Genomic DNA, 12,009 nt, shown 5'->3' on the forward strand with positions numbered 1-12,009 from the left:
CGCGGGCAAGCGCGGCGCGACGAGCCGCGCATGCCCGATTCTATTCCTCATCAAATTCCGTCTTGCGGATTTAAGGGGAATTCCCCGATTCTCCCTCCCGGACCCACTGGTACTATGCGCCGCACTTCAGCCTTCGGCTGAGCGATAAACATGCGCAACGCTGCGCGGAGACACCATGAAAGCACTCAAACTGGCTGCGGCAGGAACCGCCTTGTTCATCTCGTCCTGGACCGCCCATGCCGGCGCGACCTTCGACGCGGTCAAAAGCAAGGGCTTTGTCCACTGCGGCGTATCCACGGGCGTCGCGGGCTTTTCCGTGAACGACAGCAAGGGCGGCTGGATCGGCCTGGACGTGGACCTGTGCCGCGCGCTGGCCATCGCCCTGTTCGGCGACGCGTCCAAGGCCAAGATCCAGGCGATCAGCGCCGTGCAGCGCTTCACTGCCCTGCAATCCGGCGAAGTCGACGTGCTGACCCGCAACACCACCCTGACGCTGACCCGCGACACGACGCTGGGCCTGATCGGCGTGGGCGTCAACTACTACGACAGCCAGGGCATCATGGTGAACAAGTCCCTGGGCGTGAAAAGCGCCAAGGAACTGGAAGGCGCCACCGTCTGCGTGCAGCCGGGCACCACCACCGAACTGAACCTGGCCGACTGGTTCCGTTCGCAGAACGTGAACTTCAAGCCGGTCGTCGTCGAGCGCCTGGACGAGATCATCCGCGCCTTCGCCGTGGGCCGTTGCGACGCGTTCACCGGCGACAAGTCGCAGCTTGCCGCCGCGCGCAGCAACCTTGAGAACCCGGAAAAGTACGACATCCTGCCGGAGAACTTTTCGAAGGAACCGCTCGGCCCCATGGTCCGCCAAGGCGACGAGCAGTGGTTCAACCTGGTCCGCTGGACCATGAACGCCATGCTGGAAGCCGAGGAATACGGCGTCACGTCCAAGAACGTGGACGAGATGCTGAAAAGCACCAACCCGAACATCCAGCGCCTGCTGGGCGTGACGCCGGGCATGGGCAAGAACTTGGGCGTGGACGACAAGTGGGCCTACAACATCATCAAGACCGTCGGCAATTACGGCGAGAGCTTCGAGAAGAACCTGGGCCCCAACAGCCCGCTGAAACTGGAACGCGGGCTTAACGCCTCGTACCGCAACGGCGGCCTGATGTACGGCTGGCCGGTGCGCTAAAAAGCGGGCCGCAAGGCCCGCAACGACTCCCCTAGGGTTAGCCGCAATTTGCGTGCGCTTGTGTGCCCCGTACCGTACGAGAAATATGTTTATCGTACAAAGTCCGGATCACATTTTTGGAGCAGCACGTGAAGCAGTAGGTCTATAACCCAAGGGGAAGTCGTCATGAAACGTCGCAGTGCGTTGAAGCTGATGGGGGCCGCCGCCGGCCTGCACCTGACCGGCGCAAGCTGGGCACAGAACGGGGCGTATCCGTCCCGCGTCATCAAGATCATCGTCTCATCCACCCCAGGCAGCGCCACCGATCTTGCGGGACGGCTGGTCGGCGACCTGCTCTATGCCAAGTACGGCCAGAGCGTGGTCATCGAAAACCGCGCCGGCGCCGGTGGCGTCATCGGCATGCAGGCCGCCGCCGCCTCCAAGCCTGACGGCTACACCCTCACCACCGGGGGTCTTGGCCACAACGTGCTGCCCCCCGCCACGCTGCGCGGGCTGCCCATCGACATCCCCGCCGCACTGCTTCCCATCGCCCAGGTGGCCGAGTTCGTCAACGCGCTCGTCGTGCGCGTGGACCATCCGGCCAATACGGTGCCGGAGCTGATCGAATACCTGCGCGCCACGAAGCGCAAACCGCTGTACGGCAGCAACGGCGTCGGCAGCTCGTCGCAGATGACGGCCGAGCTCTTTGCCATGCGCACGGGCCTGAAGTTCGATCATGTGCCGTACAAGGGTGCCAGCGAGGCGCTGGTGGGCACGGCCAATGGCGACCTGGACCTCTGTTTCATGAACCTGCCGCCCACGCTGCCGATGGTGGACGGCAAGCGCCTGAAGGCATTGGCGGTGACCAGCGCCTACCGCGCGCGGCAGTTGCCCAATGTGCCGACGATGCAGGAACAGGGCATGAAGGACTTCGACGTAACGAGCTGGCTGGGCATGTATGCGCCCGCGCAGGTGGACCCGGCGATCATCGCCCAGCTGTCCAACACCATCGTCACCGGGCTGGCCGCGCCGGAATACCAGAACCGCATCATCAACGCCGGGTTTGAACCCAAGTTGCGCGACGCCGCGCAGTTCCAGGCGTTCTCCAAGGCGGAGTTCAAGCGTTGGAGCGAGGTCGCGCAGCAGGCGGGAATCGTGGTGGATTACGGCGGGAAATAGGAAAAGGCGGGACCGGCTGCATGCGCGGGTCCCGCCCGTCAGCCCCATCTTGGCGGGGCCGCGTCTATCGGCGCAGTGCCGTCAGACGCGCGCCTGCCACACCTCGGCATTGACCATGGCCTGCGGCTTCTGGCCTCCCAGCGCATCCATCAGATTGGCCACTGCCAGATCGATCATCGCGCGCCGCGTTTCGTGCGTGGCGCTGCCTACGTGGGCCTGCAGCACCACGTTCGGCAAGGCGCACAGCGGGCTGTCGGCCGGCAGCGGTTCCTGCTCCATCACGTCCAGCCCCGCGCCCGCGATGGTGCCGGCGCGCAGCGCTTCGATCAGCGCGGCCTCGTCGATCACGGGGCCACGCGCGGTGTTGATCAGATACGCCGTGGGTTTCATCAGTTCCAATTCGCGCTTGCCGATGGAATGGCGCGTTTCCGCCGACAGCGGGATATGCACGCTCAGCACGTCCGACGTCTTGAAAAGTTCATCGCGGTCCACATAGGTGGCCAGGCCTTCGGCCTGCGGGTCCTCGCGGCGGTTGTGATAGACCACCTTCATATCGAAGGCCTGCGCCGCGCGCGCCACGACACGGCCGATGCGGCCCATGCCCAAGAGGCCCAGCGTCTTGCCACGGATGTCGCGCGTCAGCGGAAAGGCGCCCTTGGTCCACGCGCCGCTGCGCACGAAGGCATCGCCCGCCACCAGGTTGCGCGACAGGCACAGCATCAGGCCGATGGTCACATCAGCCACCGCGCCATCCAGCACGCCCGGCGTATTGCAGATCAGCACCTTGCGCCGCGTGGCGGCCGCTAGGTCGACGTTGTCGAACCCAACTGCGAAGTTCGAGCTGACCTTCAGCGCGGGCAATGCATCCAGCAGCGCTTGATCGACCTTGGTGCGCACGGTGCACACCATGCCTTCGATCTGCGCACGCTCGTCCGCGCCCAGCACCTCGGCCGGATTCTGTCCGGTGGGCACTTCGACGATGTCGCAGCGCTCAGCGAGGCGCTCGCGCAGGTCGGGCGGCACGGGTGCGGAGACGATGACTTTGGGCTTTTGATTCATTGGGGGCTCCAGTGGGGTCAGGGTTCGATTGCTTCGACGTCGGTGGCAAACACCTGTTGCTCTCCGGCGTCGACCAGCGCGGGCTCGGCGGGATGGTCCAGGTAACGGACGATCAGCCAGAAGCCGTCTTGCGGGTTCTCGACGATCTCGGCCAACGCGCCACCCGCCATGCGCACGCGCACGCCGGGTTGCAGATCGACGAGGTTGATGGATTTGTTGTCGGCCATGCGGTTGCTCCTTGGGTTCGCGTCTTGCGAGTCAGGCGCCGCGGCTACAGTTCAAGCTGCGACGAAGGTACGCGCACGCGGATGCCGTCCAGCTCGGGCGTCATGATGACCTGACAGGACAGGCGGCTGGTGGGACAGCGCTCGGGCACGACTTCCAGCAGCGCCTCCTCGGCCATGCCGGGCGGCTCCAGCCGCGCGTGCCAACCCGCGTCCACCTGCACGTGGCAGGTGCCGCAGATGGCGCCGCCACCGCATTCGGCGACGATGCCTTCCAGGCCATCGCGCCGCGCGGCTTCCATCAGCGACCAGTCGTCGGGCACGTCCAACACCTGTTCGGCGCCATCGGGCAATTCAAATATCGCAACGGGCATGTTGTCTCCAGGGGTTCGTTTACACAGCGGCCGCAACCGCTTCGGGCGCGCCGATGCGTGGCACGCCCTTGATGAATTCCACGGGGCTGTCGACCGCTTCGATCGCGGCCAGTCGGCCGTGCTGGTATCGCTCGACCAGCCAGCCCTTGGCGGTGGGCAGCAGGACGTCACGGCAAGGCGCCGCCGGGTCGACGAGGCCGGCCATCTGCAGACGGCGGCCCTGCTGTTCGGACCAGAAGGTGGGCGGACGCGCCGCTGGCGGGGCCTTGCCGGCAATGGTTGCCGCCGCCGTGCGCGCCTGCGCCAGCGCGTTCTGCACGCTTTCGATGCGGGCATAACGCTGCAGCTCTCCGCGAAAGGCGCTTGCGCAATCGCCAATGGCGTAGACGCCGGGCGCCGAGGTCCGGCAACATTCATCCACGACCACGCCGTCCAGGCAGATCAGGCCTGCGGCTTCGGCAAGCGCCGTCTCGGCAACCGCGCCGATGGACACCAGCACAAGTTCAGCGTCGATGAGCTCTCCGCTGGCCAGATGGGCGCGCCAACCCGTCGCCGTGCGTTCCCAGCGCCGCACCGCCGCGCCGTGGCGGATCTCGATGCCGGCTTCGCGGTGCAGGTCGCCGATGCGCGTGGCAGTGGATTCGGACACCTTGCCCGCCATCACGTTGCCGCCTTGCTCCAACACCAGCACCTCGGCGCCCAGCTTGCGCGCCGAGCAGGCCGCCTCCAGCCCCAGATAACCCGCGCCCACGACGAGCAGCCGGATGCCCGGCCGCAGCGCCTCGCGCAGCCGGTGCGCGTCGTCCAGGCCGCGCACGGAAAACACCTGTTCGCCCGCCACCTCCGCAATGCCACGCGCGCTGGCGCCGGTGGCAAGCACGCAGTGTTCATAGGCCACTATGTGACCCGACGCCGTGCGCAACGTGTGCGCCGCCGTGTCGATGGCGGCCACCGGATCGCCCGCCACCACGATCACACGCGACTTCTCGTAGGCTGCGCCCGCGCGCAACGCGATGCGCTCGGCGCTGGTCGAGCCGGTCAGCAGGGCCTTGGACAACGGCGGCCGTTCATAGGGAGCATGCGTTTCCGCGCCGAACAGCGCGATATCGCCTTCAACGCCCGCGGCGCGCAAGGCCCACGCGCATTCGACACCCGCATGCCCCGCGCCGATGATGGCCGTGTGGACGCGCTGCGGGGCTGATGAGGTTTCCATCATGCTCAGGCTCCGAATTTCAGGGAAATGCTGGCTTTGGTGGCCACCTGCTTCCAGCGGGCCAGCTCAGCCCGGTTCAGCTCCGCAAAGGCGTCGGCCCCTCGCGGCTTGGGCTCAAAGCCCGCGGCGGTCAAGGTTTCCACCGACTGCGGTTGCGCCATGCCTTCCTGCAAAGCCGCGCTGAGCTTCTGCACGATGTCAGGCGGCATGCCGGCGGGGCCGTACACGCCCAGCCAGCTCGTCACGTCGAAGTCCGCCACGCCCTGCTCGGCCATCGTCGGCACATCCGGCAACTGCTTGCTGCGATAGCTGCTGGTCACCGCAATCGGGCGAATCGATCCCTTGCGGATCAGGCCCATCACCGGCGGCAGGTTGCTGAAGCTGAAGTCCAGATTGCCGTTCACCACATCCACCAGCATCTCGCCGCTGCCCTTGTACGGCACGTGCAGCAGGTTGGTGCCCGTGTGCTGCGCGAAGAACGCGGTGGTCAGATGCACCGACGAGCCGATCCCGTTGGACCCATAGTTCAGTCCGTCCTTGCTGCGCTTGCGCGCCGTGGCGATCAGGTCGTCGACGCTGCGGATCGGCGAATCCGCCCGCACGATCAGCACGTTGATGAATTCGGCCATCTGCGCAATCGGCGTGAAGGCGCGTGCCGTGTCCAGCGGCAGTCCGGTCACCGTGGCCATCGGCAGCACCATGCCGCCCAGGCCGTTGAGCAGCAGCGTGTAGCCGTCCGCCGGCGCCGAAGCCACCTGCTGGCTCCCGATCATGCCGTTCGCGCCCGGCCGGTTTTCCACCACCACCGGCTGGCCGAACTTGCGGGTGAGGATCTCGCCGGCCAGGCGACCCGCCACATCCGTGACGCCGCCCGGCGGATACGGCACGATCAGGCGGATCGGCTTACTGGGATACGCCGCGTCGGCGCCCCACGAAATTCCCGTCGCCGTCATCGCGGCCGCGCCGGCAATGGCCTTCAGTACAGTACGTCTTTGCATGCTGCAACTCCAGGTATGGGCGAGCGCGTCCTGTCGGCGGTCAGGCCCCGAGTGGAAGGAAAACCATCGAATGCCGGCAGACGGGCCGGCTCCGGCAATGGCGCGCTAGAAGAAGATGGTCAGCGCCTTCGATAAGAGAACGTTCTGGTCCAGATGGATCTCGCGCGACAGAATCGTGAAGCGTCCATCGCGCCTGCGCAGCACGTCCTCGCGCTTGCCGACGAACAGATTCACTTCGGACTGCAGGCGGTTCTGGTAGATCAGGAAGCGCGACCGCACCCGCACCAGATCGCCGCCGTCGTCGTCTGGCGTTACGTCGAGCACGCGGATGTTGGTCACCAGATGGGACACGCGCGAGGCCGGTTCTTCAGCCCAGTGAATGCCCGTCTTGATCTGCGCCACGCGCTGGCGCAGCGTGTCGATGCCTTCGTCGAACCAGGCGGCATCCTGCCTGCCGGAGTATTCCTGCGCCATCGCGTCGCGACGAACGTTGCGCGTGAGCGGCATGCGATACGTGATGGCCTCGTCCAGGAGGGTGAGCCACTTGTCGAACTCGCGGTGGTCCAGCAGATCGGCCTCGTAGTGCAGGAAACGGTGCGCTTCCCACCAAAGCAGCATGTCGTCCACGCTGTCGTCCTGCGCCACGGTCGGCGCGCTCTCGATGGGTGCGTTCATGCCGCCTCCTCAAGGCGCACCGCGCCCGCCATCAGTTGGTCCCAGGAAAGGCCGTTCATGAACTGCGCCCAGCGCCGGTAGTAGATCCGGGCGTTTTCCTCGGTGTATTCGCCGTTGACCGCACAGCCGGGAATCTCGGGCACGTCCTGCCGGTGGCCCACGCCCATCTGGTAGTTGAAGAAGAGTTCGCGCGACATCGCACCCATGCTGGCCTCGGTGGCGCCCGTCCAGTTCTCCATGTCGTCCGATTCCGTCATGCCGCCCGGTCCGGAATAGCGCAGGAAATAATGGCGAGCCGCCTCCTTGACCGCCTCCGGCGCATCCTTGTCCACCAGGTACATGCGCCACATTTCCATCTCGGTCGAGCTGATCGGATGAAACACTGCCAGCGTGCGTGGCTGGCGTCCGTGGAACGACATATTCGGGAAGATGGTGCCCACGCTGGTCTGCACCCGCATCGCCGAACCCAGCGTGCGTTCGCGCTGCTCATGGATTTCGCGGTAGTAGGCTTCCACCTCCGGGTAGCGGCCGTACTGCGGCGCGTAGGGGCCTTCTTCGTAGAACGGCAAGCGGCCCAGCAGGCCGTGGCCCAGTTCCGGAAAACAGATCGCCGACCGCGTGGCTGATGCATCGCGCCGCCCTTTTCCGCCGCCCGGCCCGATGCCCACGATGTCCACCGAGCGGTGGCTGATGTCGTGGTACAGATCGCCAATGAAGTTCTCGGGCGCGAACTTCCAATTGCATTTCACGCGCCACTTCTGCACGCCGCCGATCACCTCCGAGCCGCCAGGACTACCGTTGCGATGGTCCAGCGCCGCGTTCAGGTACAGCCGCATGTTGCCGATGTAGTCCAGGAACGGCGGCGCGTTCGGATCCCACGTTGCCCAGATGGCGCCCTTGTAGTTCACCACCTGCGCCACCGTCTTCAGGCCCCACTGCTTCTTGTCGAGCTCGCCCTTGTAGTGCGTCGCGTGGCCGGGCACCCCGACCAGCTCGCCGGGCCGTTCCACCAGTTTGCCGTCGGTGGAAAAGCTCCAGCCATGGTACGGACAGGTGAAGGTCCGGTTGTTGCCGTGGTCATAGCGGCACAGCTTCATGCCGCGATGCGCACAGCTATTGAGCATGACCTGGATCTGTCCCTGCCGGTCGCGCGTCAGGATCACGGACTCCGTGCCCATGCGCGAGACGAAGTAATCGTCCGGCTTGGGCACCAGGCTTTCGTGCCCCACAAACAGCCACGCGCGCGAGAAGATCTGCTTCAGCTCCTGCTGAAAGATCTCCTCGTCCACGAAGATGGACCGGCTGACCAGTCCTTCCTCGGCGCGCACCAACTCATCGATCGTCTTCTGACCCATCACCACTTCCCCTTGGAGGATGCCCTTATTGGGCGCCTACGGCTTCTCAGCCGTGGTCGCCGCTGTACGCAGACGTGCTTCCGTGTTGTCGACGTGCGTGCGCGCGTACTGCCGCGCAAGCTCCACGTCGCCCTTCTCGATGGCGGCAAACAGCGCTTCATGCTCCTTCTGCGCCTGCGCCCCGCGGCCCGCGATCTTGGCCGATCGCGAGCGCGACACGCGCAGGTTCTTCTTGAGCAGGACCGCCAGGAAATCGAAGAAATTCAGATAGTGTTCATTGCGCGTGGCGCGCGCCACGCAGCGGTGGAACTCCATGTCTGCATCCACGCCAACCGCCACGTCGCCCGACGCGATCGCATCGGCCATCTTGCGCAGCGCCAGCCGCATCGCGGCCAGATCGTCCTCGTCCCGCCGAGCCGCCGCCAGCGGCGCCGCTTCGATCTCGAAGCCCCGGCGCAATTCCACGATGCGCAGCACCTGATCCGCGTCGCCAATGTCCGCCGCCTGCATCCGCAGCACCGAAGGCCGCGCCGTCTGCATGACGGTCAGCCCGCGGCCCTGCTTGCTTTGCACAATGCCGTCGCCCTTCAGGCGGGAAACCGCTTCGCGCAGCACGGTGCGCGAAACGCCAAGCCGGGTGGCGATGGTCTGCTCTGGGGGCAGGACCTCGCCGACTTGGTAATCGCCGCTGGTAATCTCGTCCAGCAGCATCTCGGTGACGCGGTCCGTCAGATTGGGCTCTGACGAGAACGGCGGGACCGACTCTCTTTTCAACAGTACTCGGGAAGCTGAATCAGGCATAGGAAGTCTCGTCCGAAAACGTGCATCTCATTGCCAGCCCGCGTTGCCTCGGCTGTGGACGCGTCCCGGGAGGGGCGCGTTGAAAATACGATAATCGTATAAGGATATGGGCAGGTATTAGGGGAAGTGCGGATGCTGGTCACATGCGCATACCAAGCCTGATCCGGGGCCGGATCAATCCCCGTTTATCATTGCCAACGTAGCGAGTTCACGCGAATGCGTTACTCTCCCCTCCCCAAATCAGTCTGCAAGGAGTTCCCACATGGCACAAGCCTCCGCCCGTCACATCCTCGTTTCCACCGAAGCGAAGGCCAACGAACTCAAGACCGCCATCGAGAATGGCGCTGACTTCGCCCAGCTCGCCAAGGAAAACTCGAGCTGCCCGTCGAGCCGCGACGGTGGCAACCTGGGCACCTTCGGCCCGGGCCAGATGGTCAAGGAATTCGACACCGTCGTGTTCAGCGCCCCGGTCGGCGAAGTGCAAGGCCCGGTTAAGACCCAGTTCGGCTACCACCTGGTTGAAGTGACCAGCCGCCAGGACTAAGTCCTCGCCGCCAACTGGCTCAGAAAGCCGCCGCCAGGAGCAATCCTGGCGGCGGTTTTTTTTCGCCTGGCGCAAGCGCCACCCCACGCTGCACCGCAGCACCGGATTCCCTATCAATTGATAATTTCTGTTCAGGTGACAGGACCCGAAGGCCTGCGACAGAATGGCCTACACCCGGAGGAGACAGCCGGGGCCACAAGAATCCACAGCGCAATCACACGGCGCCAGAGGCCCATGAAAAAGTCCAGGAAGGTCATCATCACCTGCGCCATCACCGGTTCGGTCCATACGCCGTCGATGTCGCCCTATCTGCCCGTCACGCCCGATCAGATCGCGCAGTCTGCGCTGGATGCCGCCGAGGCGGGCGCGGCCATCGTGCATCTGCACGCGCGTCAGCCGGACACCGGCCAGCCTACGCAGGATCCGGCGCTGTATGCGCAGTTTCTGCCGCGCATCAAGGAGGCGTCGGACGTCGTGGTCAACATCACGACGGGGGGCTCGCCAGTGTTGCCCATTGCCGAGCGCATGGCGCCGGCCCTGCAGTTCAAGCCCGAAGTCGCGTCGCTGAACATGGGGTCGATGAACTTCGGGATGTACGAACTACTGGAGCGCTTCAAGGAGTTCAAACACGCCTGGGAACGGCCCTATCTGGAGGGCAGCAACGACCTGATCTTCCGCAACACGTTCAAGGACATCGAGCACATCCTCACGTCCTGCAGTGACAACGGCACGCGCTTCGAGATCGAGTGCTACGACATCGGCCACCTGTACACGGCCGCGCATTTCGTGGACCGCAAGCTGCTCAAGCCGCCGTTCCTGATCCAGTCTGTGTTCGGCATCCGCGGCGGCATCGGCACGCACCCAGAAGACGTCATGATGATGAAGCGCACGGCGGACCGGTTGTTTGGCGACGACTACATCTGGTCGGTGCTGGCCGCGGGGCGCAAGCAGACGCCGCTGGCGACGATGGCGGCCACGATGGGCGGGAACGTCCGCGTGGGCCTGGAAGATTCGTTGTGGGACGGCCCCGGCGAATTGGCGCAGTCCAACGCGGACCAGGTACGCCGCATCCGGCGGATTCTGGAAAACCTGTCCTTGCAGGTCGCCACACCCGACGACGCACGCGAGACCCTGCAACTGAAGGGACGCGGCAACGTCGCGTTCTGAAAACACACATCCACCCAGTGGGGAGACGAGACATGAAGAAAACGTTGCGTGCGACGGCATTGGCCGCGCTGTTGGGCATGGCGGGCGCGGCCCAGGCCGATGACGGGGTCATCCGGATCGGATTCATCACCGATATGTCGGGGCTGTCAGCCGACGCCGATGGACCGGGCGGGGCCGAGGCGATCAAGATGGCGATCGCCGACTTGGGCGGCACCGTGGCGGGCAAGAAGGTGGAGGTGCTGGTCGCAGACCATCAGAACCGGGCGGATATCGCGTCGTCACGCGCCCGGGAATGGCTGGATCAGCGCGGCGTGAACATGCTGATCGCCGGCGCAAACTCTGCGGCGGCGCTGGCGATGGCGAAGGTGGCCGAGGAAAAGAAAACGCCGTTCTTCGTGGTGAGCGCGGGCGCGTCCGAGCTGACAAATTCGCAGTGCACGCCCTATACCGTGCATTACGTGTACGACACGGTGTCGCTGGCGCGCGGCACGGCGCGCGCGATGATGAAGGAAGGCAACAAGGACTGGTTTTTCCTGACGGTGGACCACGCGTTTGGTCATGCGCTGGAGCGGGACGCATCGAAGGTGGTGCAGGACGACGGCGGCAACGCCAAGGGCCGGGTGCGGCACCCGTTGAACACAGCCGATTTCTCGTCGTTCATTCTGCAGGCGCAGGCCTCGGGCGCGCAGGTGCTGGGCCTGGCCAATTCCGCCAGCGACACCAGCAATGCGGTCAAGGCGGCCAACGAGTTCGGCCTGACGCCCAAGATGAAGATTGCCGGCCTGCTGGTGCTGATCACCGACGTGCATGCGCTGGGCCTGCAAGCAGCGCAGAACATGTACCTGACCACGGCGTGGTACTGGGATCAGGACGACGCATCGCGTAAATGGGCGTCGCGTTTCGAGTCCGTGATGAAGAAAAAGCCTTCCATGCTGCAGGCCGGCGACTATTCCGCGGCAACGACCTATCTGAAGGCGGTGGAAGCCACCAAGAGCACCGACGGCGACACCATCATGAAGTGGCTGAAGGCCAATCCGGTGAACGACTTCTTCGTCAAGGACGGCAAGATTCGCGCGGACGGGCTGATGGTGCACGACATGTTCCTGATGCAGGTGAAGACGCCGGCGGAATCGAAGGCGCCGTGGGATTACTACAAGCTGGTGGCTCGGGTGCCGGGCGACCAGGTGTATACGTCGCCTGCGGAATCGACCTGCCGCTTGATGAAGCCCTGACCATGAATCGACCGGAA

At 65.0% G+C, this 12,009-nt stretch carries 13 protein-coding genes; 5 read left to right on the plus strand and 8 right to left on the minus strand.

The features are described 5' to 3' along the window. The first annotated feature begins 175 nt into the window (after positions 1-175). On the plus strand, positions 176-1,192 hold the full coding sequence (locus AC6CIE_RS20855) for an amino acid ABC transporter substrate-binding protein (RefSeq protein WP_191578642.1): 1,017 nt from the start codon (positions 176-178) through the stop codon (positions 1,190-1,192). A 165-nt stretch (positions 1,193-1,357) separates the two neighbouring features. After that, positions 1,358-2,350 carry a Bug family tripartite tricarboxylate transporter substrate binding protein gene (locus AC6CIE_RS20860; protein WP_498093730.1) on the plus strand — a complete coding sequence of 331 codons (993 nt, stop codon included), beginning with the start codon at positions 1,358-1,360 and terminating at the stop codon, positions 2,348-2,350. Between the two features lie 81 nt (positions 2,351-2,431). On the opposite strand, the gene AC6CIE_RS20865 is transcribed toward AC6CIE_RS20860, so the two are convergent. From AC6CIE_RS20865 to AC6CIE_RS20900, 8 genes are all read right to left on the minus strand, one after another. Beyond that, positions 2,432-3,409, minus strand: coding sequence for a 2-hydroxyacid dehydrogenase (locus AC6CIE_RS20865; RefSeq protein ID WP_498093732.1), 978 nt, complete (start codon positions 3,407-3,409; stop codon positions 2,432-2,434). A gap of 17 nt (positions 3,410-3,426) precedes the next feature. Further along, a complete protein-coding gene (locus AC6CIE_RS20870; RefSeq protein ID WP_056324762.1) occupies positions 3,427-3,636 on the minus strand; it encodes a hypothetical protein in 210 nt (69 codons plus the stop codon). A 44-nt stretch (positions 3,637-3,680) separates the two neighbouring features. Then, a complete protein-coding gene (locus AC6CIE_RS20875; RefSeq protein ID WP_312431374.1) occupies positions 3,681-4,007 on the minus strand; it encodes a 2Fe-2S iron-sulfur cluster-binding protein in 327 nt (108 codons plus the stop codon). 19 nt (positions 4,008-4,026) lie between these two features. Continuing rightward, complete coding sequence (locus AC6CIE_RS20880) at positions 4,027-5,223, minus strand: FAD-dependent oxidoreductase (protein ID WP_498093734.1); 1,197 nt, start codon at positions 5,221-5,223, stop codon at positions 4,027-4,029. Positions 5,224-5,225: 2 nt separating this feature from the next. Continuing rightward, a complete protein-coding gene (locus AC6CIE_RS20885) occupies positions 5,226-6,218 on the minus strand; it encodes a Bug family tripartite tricarboxylate transporter substrate binding protein (protein ID WP_254594208.1) in 993 nt (330 codons plus the stop codon). Between the two features lie 105 nt (positions 6,219-6,323). After that, positions 6,324-6,893 carry a 3-phenylpropionate/cinnamic acid dioxygenase subunit beta gene (locus AC6CIE_RS20890; protein ID WP_498093736.1) on the minus strand — a complete coding sequence of 190 codons (570 nt, stop codon included), beginning with the start codon at positions 6,891-6,893 and terminating at the stop codon, positions 6,324-6,326. Next, positions 6,890-8,248 (minus strand): aromatic ring-hydroxylating oxygenase subunit alpha, encoded by a 1,359-nt coding sequence (locus AC6CIE_RS20895; protein WP_498093738.1) that lies wholly within the window; start codon positions 8,246-8,248, stop codon positions 6,890-6,892. Before AC6CIE_RS20895 ends, AC6CIE_RS20890 begins: the two co-directional genes overlap by 4 nt. Positions 8,249-8,284: 36 nt before the next feature. Continuing rightward, positions 8,285-9,022 carry a FadR/GntR family transcriptional regulator gene (locus tag AC6CIE_RS20900; protein ID WP_498093740.1) on the minus strand — a complete coding sequence of 246 codons (738 nt, stop codon included), beginning with the start codon at positions 9,020-9,022 and terminating at the stop codon, positions 8,285-8,287. Between the two features lie 289 nt (positions 9,023-9,311). Between AC6CIE_RS20900 and AC6CIE_RS20905 the strand changes: the two genes are divergently transcribed. The 3 genes from AC6CIE_RS20905 (at position 9,312) to AC6CIE_RS20915 (ending at position 11,992) form a co-directional block, all read left to right on the plus strand. Beyond that, the gene (locus tag AC6CIE_RS20905) at positions 9,312-9,593 is read left to right on the plus strand and encodes a peptidylprolyl isomerase (RefSeq protein WP_105240852.1); all 282 of its coding nucleotides are present in this window, start codon (positions 9,312-9,314) and stop codon (positions 9,591-9,593) included. 234 nt (positions 9,594-9,827) lie between these two features. Beyond that, complete coding sequence (gene kce / locus AC6CIE_RS20910) at positions 9,828-10,760, plus strand: 3,5-dioxohexanoate:acetyl-CoA acetone transferase (protein ID WP_498093742.1); 933 nt, start codon at positions 9,828-9,830, stop codon at positions 10,758-10,760. Between the two features lie 32 nt (positions 10,761-10,792). Further along, positions 10,793-11,992 (plus strand): ABC transporter substrate-binding protein, encoded by a 1,200-nt coding sequence (locus tag AC6CIE_RS20915; RefSeq protein ID WP_343737281.1) that lies wholly within the window; start codon positions 10,793-10,795, stop codon positions 11,990-11,992. Positions 11,993-12,009: the final 17 nt, after the last annotated feature.

This window comes from Achromobacter sp. GQ309, from assembly GCF_059759315.1.

Excerpts from the sequence above, each read along its gene's own strand:
- AC6CIE_RS20855 (WP_191578642.1), top strand. The coding sequence starts at position 176 with ATGAAAGCACTCAAACTGGCTGCGGCAGGAACCGCCTTGTTCATCTCG.
- AC6CIE_RS20860 (WP_498093730.1), top strand. The coding sequence starts at position 1,358 with ATGAAACGTCGCAGTGCGTTGAAGCTGATGGGGGCCGCCGCCGGCCTG.
- AC6CIE_RS20865 (WP_498093732.1), bottom strand. The coding sequence starts at position 3,409 with ATGAATCAAAAGCCCAAAGTCATCGTCTCCGCACCCGTGCCGCCCGAC.
- AC6CIE_RS20870 (WP_056324762.1), bottom strand. The coding sequence starts at position 3,636 with ATGGCCGACAACAAATCCATCAACCTCGTCGATCTGCAACCCGGCGTG.
- AC6CIE_RS20875 (WP_312431374.1), bottom strand. The coding sequence starts at position 4,007 with ATGCCCGTTGCGATATTTGAATTGCCCGATGGCGCCGAACAGGTGTTG.
- AC6CIE_RS20880 (WP_498093734.1), bottom strand. The coding sequence starts at position 5,223 with ATGATGGAAACCTCATCAGCCCCGCAGCGCGTCCACACGGCCATCATC.
- AC6CIE_RS20885 (WP_254594208.1), bottom strand. The coding sequence starts at position 6,218 with ATGCAAAGACGTACTGTACTGAAGGCCATTGCCGGCGCGGCCGCGATG.
- AC6CIE_RS20890 (WP_498093736.1), bottom strand. The coding sequence starts at position 6,893 with ATGAACGCACCCATCGAGAGCGCGCCGACCGTGGCGCAGGACGACAGC.
- AC6CIE_RS20895 (WP_498093738.1), bottom strand. The coding sequence starts at position 8,248 with ATGGGTCAGAAGACGATCGATGAGTTGGTGCGCGCCGAGGAAGGACTG.
- AC6CIE_RS20905 (WP_105240852.1), top strand. The coding sequence starts at position 9,312 with ATGGCACAAGCCTCCGCCCGTCACATCCTCGTTTCCACCGAAGCGAAG.
- kce (WP_498093742.1), top strand. The coding sequence starts at position 9,828 with ATGAAAAAGTCCAGGAAGGTCATCATCACCTGCGCCATCACCGGTTCG.
- AC6CIE_RS20915 (WP_343737281.1), top strand. The coding sequence starts at position 10,793 with ATGAAGAAAACGTTGCGTGCGACGGCATTGGCCGCGCTGTTGGGCATG.